Raw genomic sequence first — 16,569 nt, 5'->3', positions numbered from 1 at the left:
CATGATCAACTCATCTTCGCCGCAACCGCCGGCATCCGGCTCCGAAGACGAGGCCGTCGAGACCATCGTGCGCGCGGGTCCGGGTGGCGCGATCGCGGTCGCGGGCATTGCGACGGCCGTCGTGGTCGGATTGTGGTTTGCATTCTACCTGCTCGTCTTCCTGCCGCGGAGCGCTCCCTGATGGCGACCGAGACGGATCACAGCCTTGGCGAAGCCGTTGCCGCACGGATCGAGCGGCGCTGGGCGACGCTGTCGATCGTCATTGTCGGCCTCCTGGTCGGCATGGCGGCCTATATCGGCATCCATCAGGCGACGATGCCGCAGGGCCGGGTCGAAACCGCCGATCCCAAGACGCTGCATCTGTCCGGCGAGTTCGTCGAGAGCAATCTCGGCACTGCCGTGGAGGCCGACGGCTCGGTCACGGTGCGTGCGATCGGTCAGCAATATTCCTTCACGCCGCAATGCATCGTGGTGCCGGCGGAAACTCCGATCACCCTCCGTGTCACCAGCGCGGATGTCGTCCACGGTTTCCTGATCGAGGGCACCAACGTCAACACGATGCTGGTGCCGGGCTACGTCACGGACCTGCCGGTGCGTTTCAAGGCGCCGGGCGATCATGTGATGCCGTGCCAGGAATTCTGCGGCATCGGTCACCAGGGCATGTGGGGCAAGGTCAAGGTGGTCGACAAGAGCGCGTTCCGCGACATGGCAGCAGCGAAGCGGAGACTGACCTGTGTTGACTAACAAGCGGCTGATAGCGGCGCATTTCTGGCTCGCCTTCATCGTGTTCGGCGCGGCGCTGGTGCTCGGTGCCTGGCAGATGTTCGTGCGCAGTCCGTTGAATGCCTGGCATTTCAATCCGGAGTTCTACTATCGCTCGGTCACCGCCCATGGCTCCGCGATGGGATACGTATTCCCGACGCTGATCGCGATGGGGTTCGGCTATGCGATCACCGAAGCGGCGCTGGAGAAGGCGCTGATTGGGCGGCGCTGGGCCTGGGCCGGCTTCCTCCTGGTCGCCGTCGGCGCCGTTGTCGCGATGATCCCGGTGTCGCTCGGGCTCGCCTCGGTGCTCTACACCTTCTATCCGCCGATGGTCGGCAATCCCTTCTATTACATCGGCGTCGTGATGGTCGTGGTCGGCTCATGGATCTGGGTCGCACTGATGGTCATCAACTTCGTGATCTGGAAGCGCGAGAACCCCGGCAAGCCGGTGCCGCTTGCGATGTATGCCAATGTCGCGGGCTCATTGCTCTGGGGCTGGACCGCGGTCGGTGCGGCGCTCGAAATCCTGTTCCAGATCCTGCCCGTGGCGCTAGGGCTCAAGTCCACGATCGACGCGGGGCTGGCGCGCGTCTTCTTCTCCTGGACCCTGCATGCCATTGTCTATTTCTGGCTGATCCCGACCTACATCGCCTACTACACGATCTTCCCGCGCGCGATCGGCGGCCGGCTCTTTAGCGATCCGATGGCGCGGATTTCGTTCATCCTGTTCGTCGTGGTGGCGATGCCGATCGGCGTGCATCATCTGTTTGCCGACCCGCAGGTCGGCGCCGGATTCAAGTTCATGCACTCGGTGTTCACCGGCCTCGTCGCACTGCCGACGCTGCTTACGGTGTTCACGATCTGCGCGTCGGCGGAGATTGCGAGCCGCCTGCGTGGCGGCCGCGGCGCCTTCGGCTGGATCGGCGCTCTGCCATGGTCCAATCCGATCATGCTGGCGACGGCGCTGTCGCTGGTCATGCTCGGCTTCGGCGGCGCCGGCGGCCTGATCAACATGAGCTATCAGCTCGACGCCAGCGTGCACAACACGCAGTGGATCACCGGCCATTTCCACCTGATCTTCGGTGGCGCCATCGTCATCATGTACTTTGCCATCGCCTATGATCTGTGGCCGCATCTGACTGGCCGTGCGCTGGACAGCTTTGGCCTGATGCGCGCGCAGCTCTGGCTGTGGTTCATCGGCATGATCGTGACCACCTTCCCATGGCACTATGTCGGCATTCTCGGCATGCCGCGCCGCATGGCGTATTATGACTATGCCAACCCGGCGATCTCGCCGCAGGCCTTGTCGGTCACGATGTCGGCGATCGGCGGCTTCATCCTGCTGATCTCGGGCTTTCTGTTCCTGCTGGTGCTGATCCGCGGGCAATTCGGCGCGCGAGGCGAGGCCGGCGCGTACCGCTTTGCGGTGCCGCTGCACATGCCGGCGCGGATTCCGGTCGCGCTCAACTCGTTCGGCCTGTGGCTCGCATTGATGGTCGGTCTCACCGTGGTGAACTATGGTTTCCCGATCGCGCAACTGATGGCGCTGAACGAGACCAGTGTGCCTGCGGTCTATGTCGGAGCGGGCCGATGAGCGATCAGCCGCTGTTCTCGCTGCGCAATCCGTGGTTCGCCACCAGCGTCGGCATCACGGTCGCTATCGCCGTGCTGTCGGCCATCGCGGGCCTGATCTGGTTGCCGCTGGCGCAACCGGATCTCAAGCTTGCCGGCGTCTGGGACGCGATCTGCAGTGCGGCCGGTGTTCCGCGCGCCGCCGTGCAGGAGGCTGGCGTCAAGCCGGACTTCAAGACCTCCAATGTCGTCATGACGTCGGAGATGCTGACCAAGGTGAATCAGGTTTCGATCGGGCGGGGCGCGACGCTGGCGCAGCGCTGCGCGATCTGCCACGGACCGCAGGGCGTCAGCGACGCCCATTCACCGAACCTCGCCGGGCAGTTTGCCGCGGTGACGTACAAGGAGCTCGCCGACTTCAAGACCGGCGCGCGGGTGAGCGTGGTGATGAGCCCGTTCGCGGCGGCGATGAGCGATCAGGACATGAAGGACGTTGCGGCCTATTACGCCTATCTGCCGCGGGTGCCTTCGAACAATCTGGATACCGGGCGCGCCGCGCCGGCGATCGTGGTGACGGGCGCCCCGATGCGCAACATCCCGCCCTGCGGCTCCTGCCACGGCGATATCGACAACAAGGCGGGAAGCCCTTGGCTCGGCGGCCAGTCGGCGGTCTATATCAAGGCGCAGCTCGACGCCTTCGCGTCGGGCGCCCGGCGCAACGACATCAGCCAGCAGATGCGCAACATCGCCCGCCAGATGACGGCCGAGGAGATCGACCAGGTCGCGCACTACTACGAGGCCCAGCCCTGAGCGGGATGTTAACGTGCCGTTAACCATAATTACGGCAGGTTGACATGACATGGGTGCCGATTGCCGGCGCCTGCAAGGCACCGGATCGATGGCGGTCGACCTCTACAATGCCACGGCTGCGGCAGGTGTCGATTCCTCGCGCCTGAAAGTTGCGAGCTCGATCAAGCAGGCGGCCGCGACCACCGGCACGAGCTTCGAATATCTACTCACGACCGCGAAGATGGAATCCAATTTCAATCCGCGGGCCGGCGCCACCACCTCGTCGGCGCATGGGCTTTATCAATTCATCGACCAGACCTGGCTCGGCACCGTCAAGGAGGCCGGAAGCCAGCTCGGCTACGGCCAGTATGCCGACGCCATCACCAAGAATTCCGACGGCAGCTATTCGGTCAGCGATCCCACCGCGCGCAATGCGATCATGAAGCTGCGCGACGATCCCGATGCGGCGTCCTCGATGGCGGCGGTGCTGACGCAATCCAACAGCTTCAAGCTCACCGGCAAGCTCGGCCGTCGCCCGACCGATGCCGAACTCTATATGGCTCACTTCATGGGGGTGGGCGGCGCCGGCAAGCTGATCTCGAGTGCCGAGGATAGTCCGAGCGCCAGTGCGGCTGCGATGTTTCCAAAGGCGGCGGCGGCGAACCAGTCGATCTTCTACGACAAGTCGGGCAGCGCGCGCAGCGTCTCGCAGGTCTATTCGGTGTTGACCACGCGCTACGCCGCGGCTGCGGATTCGACGGATACGCGCACCGCGTTTGCCGCGGCGGGCGGCGACACGATGAGTCCCTACGCGATCGCAAGCGCGGCGCCGACACCGGCGCTGACCATGGACACCGCGTCCTATCTCTCGACCTTCCCGGACGCCCGTTCGACCACGGCGGTCAGTGCGACCTCGACCGTCGCATCGGCGCAGCCGGCGCCGGCGTTCCGCTCGCTCTATCAGGGCGGCGACCGCTCACAGCCGATCTCGCCGGCGGTGCAGGAACTGTGGGGCAGTTCCTCCGCGCTGACCAGCTCGGCGACGCCAAAGGTCCGCGCGCCGGGGCGGCTGGATCTGTTCAGTGATCCCAACGGCACCTACAGCAGCGGCTAGCGCTGCATTGCTGCGCGCGCGAAGTCGTGGCGCCTCGACCGTCTTAACGAAACGTCAATAATCCCAAACGTTTATGGTGAACCCTTTGTTAAGCGTCATGGTTTATTTTTCCTTGTAGTTGGCGTCGTAAGTCGATGCCGTTTCGTTGCGTAAGCCGGAAGGACCATGATCGTTCGGCAGTTCATTAGTTGGATTAGGACCGCTCCGGCAGGCGAGCGGGCCGAGGCGACGCGGGCGTTGGCCCGGGCTTGGCTCATTTCGGATCTCGCCGAGGAGGATCGTATCGCCGCCGAAGGCGCGCTGCTGATGCTGCTCGACGACCCGTCGCCGCTGGTGCGGCAGGCGATGGCCGAGGTGTTTGCACGCAGCGCGGAAGCGCCGGCTGCGATCGTCCAGGCGCTGTCGGCCGACCAGCCGGCGATCGCGCTGCCGGTGCTGGAACATTCACCGCTCCTGATCGATGCCGACCTCGTCGACATCGTCGCGACCGGCTCCGACGAGATGCAGTGCGCGATCGCGCGCCGCATCAACCTGCCGGCCTCCGTCGCCGCCGCGATTGCCGAGGTCGGCTCGGCGGCAGCCGCGCTGGAGCTGATCGAGAACCCGTATGCGGGCCTCGCGCCGTTCTCCTGGGACCGCATCGTCGAGCGTCACGGCCATCTCGCGGCGATCCGGGAATCGATGCTGCAGCTCGAAGACCTGCCGTCCGCGACGCGGCTGGCGCTGGTCGCCAAGCTCTCCGACACGCTGGCGCAGTTCGTCGTCGCGCGAAACTGGCTCGGCGCCGACCGGGCCGACCGGATTGCCGGCGAGGCGCGCGAGCGTTCCACGGTGAATATCGCCGCGCGCGCCTTCGGCGACGACATGCATGGCCTGATCACGCATCTGCGCGCCACCGGGCAACTGACCGCAGGCCTGATCCTGCGCGCGCTGCTGTCGGGCAATCTCGATCTGTTCGGGGCTGCGCTCGCCGAACTGTCCGGACTGCCCTATAGCCGCGTCTCCGCGCTGGTGAACGACCGCGGCGGCAATGGCCTGCAGGCGTTGCTGCGTCGCGCGGGGTTGCCGGAGTCCACCTATGTCGCGTTCCGCGTCGCGCTCGAGGCCAGCCATGAGGTCGGCTATGTCGACAGCGGCGACGGCGCAGCGCGGCTGCATCGCCGCATGGTCGAGCGCGTGCTGACCCATTGCGAGACCGACCATTCGGCGGCCGAGCCGCTCTTGATCCTGCTGCGCCGCTTCGCGACGGAATCGGCGCGCGACGATGCGCGGATGTTCTGCGAGGAGCTCGCCGCGGAAGACGCGGTTGCGGTGCTGCCTTACGACGATCTCGTCGCGGCCTAGGCCGCGTTTCTTCGATGCATGGAGCTAAAGGGCTGCCGCGGCGCGGCAGCCGGCCGCGCGGCTACTCGCTCGGTGCGATGCTCGGCGCGAGGATCGCCTCGAGATGCTCGGGCCGGTCGCGGTTGGCGTGGGTCAGGAATTCATCGGTGATGCCGCGGAGCTGCTTGCTCAGCACGACGGCCACGACCGCGGTGTCGAGCTTGGTGCGCTCGCGCACGATCGCCTGCACCGCGTTGATATGGTGGGAAATCAGCTGCGGCGGCACTGCGCTAAGGTCGGGCGCGTGCTCGATGATGCGGCACAGGCTCTCGGCGGCTACGGCCGCCGAGGGATAACCAAATGTTGCGGCATCGCCCTTGATGTCGTGGGCGGCCCGGAACAGCTCTTCGCGGGTCTTCTTATTGAAGCCCTCGCGCTGCACCGCGGCGTGCGCGGCGGAGAGGCGGTCGGCCTCGACCGTCATCCATTCCTTGAATTCGCCCGACAGCCCGGCGAGCGCCTTTTCGGCGCGGCCGACCGGATCGTCGAGATCGCTCTCGGGGACGCGCAGCAGCATCTTGCGCAGCGGGTTCGGCTGCGTGATCACATGGTGCGTGCCGAAACTCTTGACCTCGATCGTCCCCGGTTTGTCTTTCGCCATGACGATGTCCTAGATGGTCGAGCGCGCCTTTTCGAGCAGCGACGGCTGTTGCAGCACCTCGACCTCGCCGCTGCCGCGGCGCTCGGGGCCGATATAGGTGTTGGTGGTGTTGCGACGACGGTCGGGGCCGAAATAGGTCTTGGTCTTGATGAACGGGCGCGGGTTGGCGACCACGTTCATGATCCGCTGGTAGAGGCCCTTGGCCGAGATCGGCTTGGCCAAAAACTCGGTGACGCCGGCGTCGCGCGCCACCGTGACGCGGCGCTTCTCGGAATGCCCGGTCAGCATGATGATCGGCGCGTAGGGATTGCCCTTGGATTCCGGCTGCCGGATCATCTGCGCGAGCTCGAGCCCGTCGAAGATCGGCATCGACCAGTCGGTGATGACGATGTCGGGCACGTAGTGGGTGTACATCTCGAGCGCGGTGGCGCCGTCCTCGGCCTCATAGACCTCGCGCGCGCCAAACGAATGCAAAAGCGTCCGCAGGATGCGGCGCATGTGCGGATTGTCGTCGCAAATCAAAAATCGCAGCTTGTTGAAATCGATGCGATACATGGTCCGGTCCCGAAAGGGCATACCGGGCCAACGCGGTATTACCCGACGTTAACCATATCCTGCCCGGGGTTAATGATTGGTTGCCGGGGCAAGGAGAGCAAGGGAAGGCGGCCGTCCTCAGTAGCCGAACTGCTCGCGCAGGATGCGCTCTTCCAGCGAATGGCCGGGGTCGAACAGCATCCGCATCGCGATCGTCTTGTCGGAGAGCACCTCGACCCGGCGGACGTCGCGGACCTCGTCATGGTCGGCCACCGCCGCGACCGGGCGCTTCTCGCCCTCGATCACCTCGATCACGACGAAGGCGGAATTCGGCAACAGCGCGCCGCGCCAGCGCCGCGGCCGGAACGCGCTGATCGGGGTCAGCGCCAACAGCGCCGCGTTGATCGGCAGGATCGGACCCTGGGCGGACAGGTTGTAGGCGGTCGATCCGGCCGGCGTCGCCACCAAAATGCCGTCGGCCATCAGCTCCGCCATCCGCTCATGCTCGTCGATCAGGATGCGCAGCTTGGCGACCTGGTAGGTCTGCCGGAACAGCGCGACCTCGTTGATGGCATGATGCAGGTGCACCGCGCCGTGGATGTCGGTCGCGCGCATCAGGAGCGGATTGATCAGCGACTCCCGCGAGGCCGCCAGCCGCGTGCGCAGATCATGCGTCGAGTATTCGTTCATCAGGAAGCCGACGGTGCCGCGGTGCATGCCGTAGATCGGCTTGCCGCTGCGCATGTTGGCGTGCAGCGTCTGCAGCATCAATCCGTCGCCGCCGAGCGCAACCACGACGTCGGCATCGGCGGGTGGAAGGTTGCCGTACATCGCGGTCAGCGCCTCGAGCGCCGACTGCGCTTCCGCGCTTGCGCTGGCGACGAAGGCGATCTTGTCATACCGCTTGGGGCTGGCCATCGCTCACGAACTCGTTTGGCACGGAATACGCCGCGCTCGTCTATACATCCCCGGCGGCCTTGTCGAGATGGTCCGGAAAAGGACCGCATGCCCCACAGGTGCCGCCAAGCTAGCGCAATTTCCAGGTGGAATGCGTAAACGCCGGCCCAGGGAGTGAACGACATGGCTAACAGTTTTGCGACACGGTGTGCTGCGGCGCTGTTGGTGGCCTGTCTTGCGACCGCGGCGCGGGCCGATGACGAGACCCCGCAGCCTTCGCCGTCGCCGAGCGCGCAGGCTCCCAGCGGCCAGAAGGGCCGGGGAGGACGCGGCGAGGCCGGCTCCGGCGCCAACACCGCGGCCAGCACGCCCGCCGCCGAGCAGCACCGCCTGCCGCCGGACTCCACCACAAAGCAATCCGTCGCGCTGCCCGGCCGCACGCTTGCCTTCAGCGCGACCGCGGGCTCGATCCGCGTGTTCGACGACAAGGGCGAGCCGCTCGCCGACATCGCCTACACCTCCTACCAGCTCGACGGCGCCGAGAAGGCGAGCCGTCCGGTGACCTTCCTGTTCAATGGCGGTCCGGGCTCGGCGTCGGCCTGGCTGCAATTCGGCAATGTCGGGCCGTGGCGGCTGCCGTTCGATGGCGACGGCGCGGTGTCCTCGGCCTCGCCCGAGCTGCAGGCGAATGCCGACACCTGGCTCGATTTCACCGATCTCGTCTTCATCGATCCGGTCGGCACCGGCTACAGCCGCTTCGTCACCACGTCCGAGGATGCGCGCAAGCGCTTCTTCACGGTCGACGGCGATGCCAATTCGGTCGCGCTGGTGATCCGCCGCTGGCTGGAGAAATACGACCGGCTGACCTCGCCGAAATATGTCGTCGGCGAAAGCTATGGCGGCATTCGCGGGCCCAAGGTGGTGCGCAACCTGCAAATGCAGCAGGGCGTCGGCCCGCGCGGCCTGATCTTGATCTCGCCGGTGCTCGATTTCCGCGAATATACCGGCTCCAGCCTGCTGCAATATGTCGCGAGCCTGCCGACCATGACGGCGGTCGCGCGGCAGGCCAAGGGAGCGGTGACGCGCGAGGATCTCGCCGATGTCGAGCGCTATGCGCAGAGCGATTTCCTGCTCGACCTCGTCAAGGGCCAGGCCGACGCCGAGGCCACCACGCGGCTCGCCGACAGGGTCGCGAGCCTGACCGGCATCGATCAGGCGGTGAGCCGCAGGCTGGCCGGCCGTTTCGACATCGGCGAATTCCGCCGCGAGTTCGATCGCAAGAACGGCAAGGTGACCGGCCGCTACGACGCCTCGGTCGAGGGCTTCGATCCCTATCCGGATTCCAGCTACTTCCATTTCAACGATCCGTCCGGCGATCCCTTGATGGCGCCCTTGACCAGCGCTGCCGTCGACCTCACCACGCGCAAGCTGAACTGGCGGCCGGACGGCTCCTATCATCTGCTCAGCGAGAGCGTGAACAAGGCCTGGGAGTTCGGTCACGGCATCAGCCCGGCGGAGTCGGTGACGCAGCTGCGCCAGATGCTGGCGCTCGACCCCAAACTGAAGCTTCTGATCGGCCACGGCCTGTTCGATCTCGCCACGCCATATTTCGCCTCGAAGATCATCCTCGACCAGCTGCCGGCTTTTGCCGGTCCGAGCCGCACCAGGCTCGTGGTCTATCCCGGCGGCCACATGTTCTACTCCCGCGACGGCTCCCGCCAGGCGTTCCGCAAGGAGGCAGAGGCGCTGATGAGGTGAGGGGGATGGCTGCGTGGATTGCGCTGTCCGCTGCAAATGTTGTCGTCGTCCTGACCTAGTGCGCAATTGCGCACGGGAGCCATGACCCATAACCACCAAATTTGATTGTGAACGTGGCCGTGGCCCCGGCGTCGCGCAACAATTTCCATTTGGGGTAATGGGTCCTGGTTTTCGCCAGCACGACATCGAACGTGTTGCGGCATCAAAAAACATCCGCATTCTCGCTGTCATCGCCCGGCTTGCCACCTTCGCTAAAGCTTCGGCGTGCCTGGGATTCGTGGCCTCGTCGAAGCCTTGGCGTAGACGGGACCGGGCGATCCAGTATTCCAGAGACGATGGTACTCGAACGGATAAGCCGCGGCGTACTGGATCGCCCGCCTTCGCGGGCGATGACAGGTGTGGGTGGGGACACAGCTTCGCGTTCTCGCGACATGAAGCGTCCGAGTTTTGCATCTCGTTCCGCCCTCATCTTGAGCAGAGGGCGCAGGGAAAGCCGGGTGCCGATCGCACCCATGGGCCCCGAGCAAAGGGTAGTAAGCTCGGGGTAGGACCACAGGTGTAACCGGAGCAATCCGGCTTTCCCTGCGCGATGGGTTACGGCTTACTTCGTGCTCTCCCCGGCGAGACTAGGCTTTTATGTCACCGCCTTCGCAGAAACGCGTTCGCGTTTCGCAAGGGGACACCGGCCACTAGGGCGTCAGGACCACACGACTTCACCGTCCGCTTCGCGTGCTCTCGTCAGCGACACGCTCGGCGTCCACCGCATCTCACACCGCGTTCGTGACGATCGCGAAGCGCCCCTCGATCGGGTGAGACGGGCGAACCATACACCAAGTTGCGCTTCCGATAAACCGAAATATTTTTGCGGGCCGGGCTTGCGCCGTCGGGCAACTCAGTGATTGAATTCGCGGGGCGCACTCGGCATGCCGCACCGGTCACCCATACGTCTCGACGATGAAGTCGATCAGCGCCCGCAGCTTCGGGGTCATTTTGCGGTTCTTCGGCCACAGGATCTGGCGCGCCCGGCTTTGCGTCGTGTAGTTCGGCAGCAGCAGTTGCAGCCGCCCCGCGGCGATATCGTCGGCGAGCAACTCGTCGCGCATCAGCACGATGCCTGCGCCGGCGAGCGCCGCATAGCGGATGCCGAATGCGCTGTTGATGAAGAGGCGGCTCTCGACATCGACATGCACCTCGCCCTCCGGCCCGAAGAAGGTCCATCGCTGTCCGTCCGACCAGCCGGGATAACGCAGGCACTCATGGCTGGCGAGATCCGCCGGATGGGTCGGCGTGCCGTGTTCGGCGAGATAGCCCGGCGCGGCGCAAACCACGCCGGTATAGGGCGACAGCGAGCGCGACATCATGGTGGAGTCGGTCAGCGTGCCGACCCGGATCGCTGCATCCAGCCCTTCCTCGAGCAGATCGACCATCTTGTCGCTGAGGACGAGGTCGACCGATACTTCCGGGTACCTCTTCATGAAGCGAACGAGCGTGGGCGCCAGGCTGTACGATCCGAAGGCGACCGAGGTCGCGATGCGGAGCTTGCCGCGCGGCGCGCTCAAGGCCTCCTCGACCAACGCATCGCCGGCCTCGGCCTGTTCCAGCAAATGCTTGCAGTGATCGAGATAGCTGCGGCCAAGCTCGGTGAGGCCCTGCCGCCGCGTCGACCGGTTGATCAATTGCGAGCCGAGCCGGTCCTCGAGAAAGCGGATATGCTTGCCGATCATGGTCGGCGACATCCGCAACTCCTTGGCGCCGCGGTGAAGGAGCCGAGATCGGCGACGCGGGCGAACACGGACATGCTGGTCAGTCGGTCCATGATTATAAACCAATGGTTATTTCACTGCGGATCAAAGCGCCGCTTATAGGGCGCAGCGTTTGTATTTATTACCATAAGTGAGCAATCAGCGCGAATGCGCGTACGATCGCTTTGGAATGTGGCCGGTTGCGCCCGGAGGGGCGCGGACCGCGCGGGTCTCGAACCAGGACAGGAGTGTCAGGATGCCTTTCCAGCTCACGATCAATGGTCTCAGTCATTCGGTCGATGCCGACGGCGATACGCCGCTGCTCTGGGTGCTGCGCGACGTGCTCGGCATGACCGGCACCAAGTTTGGCTGCGGCATGGCGCTGTGCGGCGCCTGCACGGTGCATCTCGATGATGCCGCGGTGCGCTCCTGCATCACGACGATCGACAGCGTCGGGGACTCCAAGATCACGACCATCGAGGCGGTCGGCACCACGCCCGCCGGCAAGAAGATCCAGGACGCCTGGCTCGCGCATGAGGTGCCGCAATGCGGCTACTGCCAGTCGGGACAGATCATGTCCGCCTCCGCGCTGCTTGCGAGCAAACCGCAGCCGACCGACGCCGATATCGACGACGCGATGTCGGGCAACATCTGCCGCTGCGGCACCTATGTCCGCATTCGCGAAGCCATCAAGCAAGCCGCGCAGTCGGGAGGTTGATCATGACGCTGATGGACAATGTGTCTGAGCGCTCCGCCGATCTGTCGCGGCGCAACCTCCTCCGCGCGAGCGCGATCGCAGGCGGAGGCCTGCTGCTCAGCGTGAGCCTGCCGTTCGCGGGCCGCGAGAGCGAAGCCGCGGCCGCCGATGGCTTCGCGCCGAATGCCTTCATCCGGATCGGCGGCGACGGCAAGGTCGTGCTGACCATGCCCTATGTCGAGATGGGGCAGGGCACCTACACCTCGATCCCGATGCTGATCGCCGAGGAGCTCGAGATCGGCCTGAAGCAGGTGCAACTCGAGCACGCGCCGCCGAGCGACAAGCTCTATGCCAACCCGCTGCTCGGCGTGCAGGCCACCGGCAATTCGAACGCGATGCGCGGCGGCTGGCAGCCGATGCGGAAAGCCGGCGCCACCGCGAAGGCGATGCTGGTCGCAGCCGCGGCGAAACGCTGGAACGTCGAGCCCGCTTCGTGTCGCGCCGAGAACGGCGAGGTGCATCATGCAGCCTCCGGACGCAAGCTGGGTTACGGCGAGCTGGCGACCGATGCGGCGCAGATGCCTGTGCCGGAGAATGTGACGCTGAAGAGCCCGGCCGAGTTCAAGCTGATCGGCACGCCGGCCAAGCGGCTCGACACACCCTCCAAGATCAACGGCTCGGCGGTCTACGGCATCGACGCACGGCCGCCCGGGGTGAAGATCGCGACGCTGGCGCAGTCGCCGGTGTTCGGCGGGCGGGTGAAGCGCGTGGATGACGCAGCGGCAAAAGCCGTCAACGGCGTGCGCCAGATCGTGAAGCTCGATGACGCAGTCGCCGTGGTGGCCGATCATATGGGAGCGGCGAAGAAAGGTCTCGCGGCGCTCGTGATCGAGTGGGACGAGGGGCCCCACGCCAAGCTCGCCACGTCAGATATCGCGCGCGAGCTCGAAGCCGCCACCACCAAGCCGGGCACGGTCGCGCAAAACATCGGCGACGCCGACAAGGCGATGGCGGGCGCTGTGACGAAAGTCGAGGCGACCTATCAGCTGCCGTTCCTCGCCCATGCGACGATGGAGCCGATGAACTGCACCGTGCACGTGCGCCCCGATGCTTGCGAGATCTGGGTCGGCAGCCAGGCGCTTTCGCGCGCCCAGGCGGTGGCCGCGAAGGTACTGGACCTGCCGCCGGAGAACGTCGTGGTGCACAATCATCTGCTCGGCGGCGGCTTTGGCCGCAGGCTCGAGGTCGATGGTGTCATTCGCGCCGTGCAAATCGCAAAGCAGGTCGATGCGCCGGTCAAGCTGGTGTGGACCCGCGAGGAGGACATCCAGCACGACATGTATCGTCCCTACTGGTGCGACCGGATTGCGGTCGGACTCGATGCATCCGGCAAGCCGATCGCCTGGAACAACCGCTTCGCCGGCTCGTCGGTGCTGGCGCGATGGGCGCCGCCGGCGTTCCGCAATGGTCTCGATCCCGACACGACCGAGGGCGCGATCGATCTCGTCTACGACATCCCGAATTTCCACGTCGAATATGTCCGGGTCGAGCCGCCCGGCATTCCGACCGCGTTCTGGCGCAGCGTCGGTCCCTCGCACAATGTGTTCGTCACCGAAAGCGTGATCGACGAGATGGCGGCGGCCGCCAAGCAGGATCCGGTCGACTATCGCAAGGCGCTGCTGGGCAAGTCGCCGCGCGCCAAGGCGGCGCTGGAACTTGCGGCGGCCAAGGCCGGCTGGGACGGGAAGCTACCTGCCGGGCGCGGACGCGGCGTGTCGCTGCAATTCGTGTTCGGCAGCTACCTTGCGCAGGTTGCCGAGGTTGAGGTTGCCAAGGACGGTTCGGTTCGCGTCCACCGCGTCGTCTGCGCGATGGATTGCGGCACCGTGGTCAATCCCGACACGGTGCAGGCGCAGCTTCAAAGCGGCATCAATTTCGGCGTCACTGCCGCACTCTATGGCGAGATCACGCTGAAGGACGGGCGCATCGAGCAGACCAACTTCGACAGCTACCAGATGTTGCGCATCGATCAGGCCCCGGCCATCGAGGTCCACATCGTGCCGAGTTCGGAGCCGCCCGGCGGCATGGGTGAGACCGGGACATCGGGCATCGTGCCTGCGATCGGCAATGCGATCTTCGCGGCGACCGGCAAGCGGCTGCGAAAGATGCCGGTCGACCCGGCATTGTTGAAGCAAACGTAAGCTACCGGCCGTCATGCCCGGGCATAGGCGAGCGCAAGCGACGCCGTCCTTCGGACGGCTATGCCCGGGAAATGACGGAATGCTGGCGCGATCGTGAAGCCAAGCGGATTTGCGCCCCGCATTGATCCGACAAGCGGGCATGCATGTGAGGCGGTTCGCGAATCTCTGGCTCGCGCCGGTATCACTAACGCTCACGGCTCCACGGGAAGAGAGAGGCCGGGAAATCAGCCGCGTAGCGGTGACCGATCGGCGGGCGGGGCTCTTCTTGCGGGGGATTCGGGTCAGGCTCGACCACCTTCCTGTAAAGATGCCAGGTCGCATGACCAAGCACCGGCAGAACGACGCAGAGACCGACGAAGAATGGCAGTGAGCCCACGGCCAGCAGTACCGCAACGATCAATCCCCACGCAGCCATCTCAACTGGATTCATCTTCACGGCCCGTATCGAGGTGCGGATCGCATCGATCGCTGTTGCATGGCGGTCGAGCATCAGTGGAAATGAGACGACGCTGACGCACAGGGCAATCAGGGCGAAAAGGAAGCCGACGCCGCATCCGATGATGATGAGCGACCAGCCTTCGGGCGTCGTCAACACGCGCTGTGCGAAATCAGGGATGCTCGCAGCCGGAGCATAGCCGAAAGTCGCAACGTAGATCGCGTTCGCGGCGGCGATCCAGACCCCGAACAGAACGAACAGGAGAAACCCAAGTTCGAGCATGGCGCCGAACGACGGCGCGCGCAGCACCTGCATTGCGTCCCAGGCTCCCGGCTCCTCTCCCCGCTCGCGGCGGCGGCTCAGTTCGTAGAGGCCGAGTCCGGCGAAAGGACCGATCAGGGCGAAGCCGGCGGCGAGCGGAAACAGCAGCGGCAGCACCGAATAGCCGATCACAAGTCTGAACAGGAAAAGTCCGAGGACGGGATACATCACGCACAGGACGATTGCGTGGGTCGGGATGGCTTTGAAGTCTTCCCAGCCGAGGCGCAGCGCGTCGCCCAAATCGGAAAGGCTGATCTTGCGTACGACAAAGGCGGTAGAGACGCCAAACAATTGCAGTTTGGGCCGTGCGAATACTGTGGTCATGGTTCCGGCCTCCTTGCTGGTGGTCGCAGGGGAACGGAGCGCCCTCAAAACACGCACATCCGCCTCATGCGCGAAAATCGCGACCGAGTCCGGCAAATCAGATTCAACCAGAAGGAGCTTGCCGGACGACATCTGTCGCAACCGGTCCAATCAAACTAGTCCGATATGCAGCAGAAGCAAGATGGCGAACGCGTCGGGAGAATTGTGCAATCGCACAAAGCCAGGTTTTGCGATGCACCATCTGATGGTGGGTCCCGATCGGTGCTCTCCGGCATGCAACGCATTCGCGCCAACACGCGCCGGACCGAGGCGGGGCATACTCCTCTATTGACGCCGGGCTCGACGAGTACCATCTTGAATGCACTGAACGCCCCCAAGCTCCGATGAGATTGCGGTCGTGACGTTGACCCTTTGTCATGATGTCCCAGCGTCGCGACCGGCAGAATGGGCGAGGCAAAAGGCACGGTGATGGTGTACGTGACACCATACCTTGACACCATACCTTTGACGTGAGCTCCGCCCTTTCGTTCGTCTCCGCAGCCTTAAATGGCAAGGAGGAATGAGGGATGGCTGTCGCGCTCGTACTGCTCCTGGTTGCAGTCGCCTCGGTGCTGTTTCACATCTACAGCCCGTGGTGGTGGACGCCGATCGCCTCGAACTGGCGCTACATCGACGACACGATCAACCTGACGTTCTGGATCACCGGGGCGGTTTTCTGCGCGGTCATCGCGTTCATGGCTTACTGCGTGTTCCGCTTCCACCACAAGGAGGGACGGCGGGCCGCCTACAATCCCGAAAACAAGAAGCTCGAATGGTGGCTCAGCATCGTGACGGCGGTCGGCGTCGCCGCCATGTTGGCGCCCGGCCTGGTCGTCTGGCACCAGTTCGTCACCGTTCCCGACGACGCGACCGACGTCGAGGTCGTTGGACAACAGTGGATGTGGAGTTATCGGCTTCCCGGAAAGGACGGCCGGCTCGGCACGTCAGATGCGCGCCTGATCAGTTCCGACAATCCACTCGGGTTGAATCCCAATGATCCGAACGGACAGGACGACGTCGTCGTTCAAAACGAGGATCTGCATCTGCCGATTGGAAAGCCGGTGAAGGTGCTGCTCCGCTCGATCGACGTTCTGCATGATTTCTATGTGCCCGAGTTCCGGGCGAAGATGGACATGATCCCGGGCTCGGTGACGTATTACTGGCTCACGCCCACGCGTACCGGAACATTCGACGTCCTCTGTGCGGAGCTGTGCGGCGCCGCGCACGCGCAAATGCGGAGCAAGGTCGTCGTGGAGGAAGAGAAGGAATATCACGCGTGGCTCGAGAAGCAGCGGACGTTCGCGGAATTGTCAGGCCAGCGCGACGTCGCGAAGGCCGCGTACAAGACCGGTAGCGAATGAACATGCCGACGCGGATGCGCCGGATATTGTGAAGC

The 16,569-nt window shown here is 64.8% G+C and carries 15 protein-coding genes; 10 read left to right on the top strand and 5 right to left on the bottom strand.

From position 1 onward, the window contains the following. Window position 1 precedes the first annotated feature (1 nt). The 6 genes from WDM24_RS26100 (at window position 2) to WDM24_RS26075 (ending at window position 5,584) form a co-directional block, all read left to right on the top strand. Window positions 2-181 carry a hypothetical protein gene (locus WDM24_RS26100; RefSeq protein ID WP_166297647.1) on the top strand — a complete coding sequence of 60 codons (180 nt, stop codon included), beginning with the start codon at window positions 2-4 and terminating at the stop codon, window positions 179-181. Then, entirely contained in the window at window positions 181-744 is a 564-nt protein-coding gene (locus tag WDM24_RS26095; RefSeq protein ID WP_166297645.1) for a cytochrome C oxidase subunit II, read from the top strand. Before WDM24_RS26100 ends, WDM24_RS26095 begins: the two co-directional genes overlap by 1 nt. Further along, on the top strand, window positions 734-2,359 hold the full coding sequence (locus tag WDM24_RS26090) for a b(o/a)3-type cytochrome-c oxidase subunit 1 (RefSeq protein ID WP_338827686.1): 1,626 nt from the start codon (window positions 734-736) through the stop codon (window positions 2,357-2,359). The genes WDM24_RS26095 and WDM24_RS26090 overlap by 11 nt, the downstream gene beginning before the upstream one ends. After that, on the top strand, window positions 2,356-3,147 hold the full coding sequence (locus tag WDM24_RS26085; RefSeq protein WP_029080136.1) for a c-type cytochrome: 792 nt from the start codon (window positions 2,356-2,358) through the stop codon (window positions 3,145-3,147). Before WDM24_RS26090 ends, WDM24_RS26085 begins: the two co-directional genes overlap by 4 nt. Window positions 3,148-3,235: 88 nt before the next feature. Next, window positions 3,236-4,240 (top strand): transglycosylase SLT domain-containing protein, encoded by a 1,005-nt coding sequence (locus WDM24_RS26080; protein ID WP_175619623.1) that lies wholly within the window; start codon window positions 3,236-3,238, stop codon window positions 4,238-4,240. A 165-nt stretch (window positions 4,241-4,405) separates the two neighbouring features. Beyond that, window positions 4,406-5,584, top strand: a complete 1,179-nt coding sequence (locus tag WDM24_RS26075; RefSeq protein WP_338827685.1) for a DUF2336 domain-containing protein — start codon at window positions 4,406-4,408, stop codon at window positions 5,582-5,584. A 61-nt stretch (window positions 5,585-5,645) separates the two neighbouring features. On the opposite strand, the gene WDM24_RS26070 is transcribed toward WDM24_RS26075, so the two are convergent. From WDM24_RS26070 to WDM24_RS26060, 3 genes are all read right to left on the bottom strand, one after another. Continuing rightward, entirely contained in the window at window positions 5,646-6,224 is a 579-nt protein-coding gene (locus WDM24_RS26070; protein ID WP_338827683.1) for an Hpt domain-containing protein, read from the bottom strand. Window positions 6,225-6,233: 9 nt separating this feature from the next. Then, window positions 6,234-6,779: a response regulator gene (locus WDM24_RS26065; protein WP_024582417.1), complete on the bottom strand. Its 546-nt coding sequence runs from the start codon at window positions 6,777-6,779 to the stop codon at window positions 6,234-6,236. Window positions 6,780-6,896: 117 nt separating this feature from the next. Continuing rightward, the gene (locus tag WDM24_RS26060) at window positions 6,897-7,676 is read right to left on the bottom strand and encodes an NAD kinase (RefSeq protein ID WP_166297633.1); all 780 of its coding nucleotides are present in this window, start codon (window positions 7,674-7,676) and stop codon (window positions 6,897-6,899) included. A 162-nt stretch (window positions 7,677-7,838) separates the two neighbouring features. Between WDM24_RS26060 and WDM24_RS26055 the strand changes: the two genes are divergently transcribed. Then, window positions 7,839-9,413 carry a S10 family peptidase gene (locus tag WDM24_RS26055; protein ID WP_338827681.1) on the top strand — a complete coding sequence of 525 codons (1,575 nt, stop codon included), beginning with the start codon at window positions 7,839-7,841 and terminating at the stop codon, window positions 9,411-9,413. Between the two features lie 935 nt (window positions 9,414-10,348). Here WDM24_RS26055 and WDM24_RS26050 read toward each other — a convergent pair. Then, window positions 10,349-11,149 (bottom strand): LysR substrate-binding domain-containing protein, encoded by an 801-nt coding sequence (locus WDM24_RS26050; RefSeq protein ID WP_338827679.1) that lies wholly within the window; start codon window positions 11,147-11,149, stop codon window positions 10,349-10,351. Window positions 11,150-11,411: 262 nt separating this feature from the next. On the opposite strand from WDM24_RS26050, the gene WDM24_RS26045 reads away from it, so the two are divergent. Both WDM24_RS26045 and WDM24_RS26040 read left to right on the top strand, forming a co-directional pair. Then, complete coding sequence (locus WDM24_RS26045) at window positions 11,412-11,873, top strand: (2Fe-2S)-binding protein (protein WP_029080143.1); 462 nt, start codon at window positions 11,412-11,414, stop codon at window positions 11,871-11,873. A 2-nt stretch (window positions 11,874-11,875) separates the two neighbouring features. Beyond that, window positions 11,876-14,053 (top strand): xanthine dehydrogenase family protein molybdopterin-binding subunit, encoded by a 2,178-nt coding sequence (locus WDM24_RS26040; RefSeq protein ID WP_338827677.1) that lies wholly within the window; start codon window positions 11,876-11,878, stop codon window positions 14,051-14,053. A 184-nt stretch (window positions 14,054-14,237) separates the two neighbouring features. Here WDM24_RS26040 and WDM24_RS26035 read toward each other — a convergent pair whose 3' ends face one another. Continuing rightward, the gene (locus WDM24_RS26035) at window positions 14,238-15,134 is read right to left on the bottom strand and encodes a DUF2189 domain-containing protein (protein ID WP_166307029.1); all 897 of its coding nucleotides are present in this window, start codon (window positions 15,132-15,134) and stop codon (window positions 14,238-14,240) included. A gap of 566 nt (window positions 15,135-15,700) precedes the next feature. Here WDM24_RS26035 and coxB point away from each other — a divergent pair. Beyond that, the gene (gene coxB / locus WDM24_RS26030; RefSeq protein WP_166297625.1) at window positions 15,701-16,534 is read left to right on the top strand and encodes a cytochrome c oxidase subunit II; all 834 of its coding nucleotides are present in this window, start codon (window positions 15,701-15,703) and stop codon (window positions 16,532-16,534) included. Window positions 16,535-16,569 lie beyond the last annotated feature (35 nt).

The sequence above is a fragment of the Bradyrhizobium sp. 27S5 genome (genome assembly GCF_037217225.1).
Lineage (GTDB): Bacteria > Pseudomonadota > Alphaproteobacteria > Rhizobiales > Xanthobacteraceae > Bradyrhizobium > Bradyrhizobium septentrionale.
Note: the sequence above shows the minus strand (reverse complement) of the source record. Positions and strands in the feature narration are given on the sequence as shown.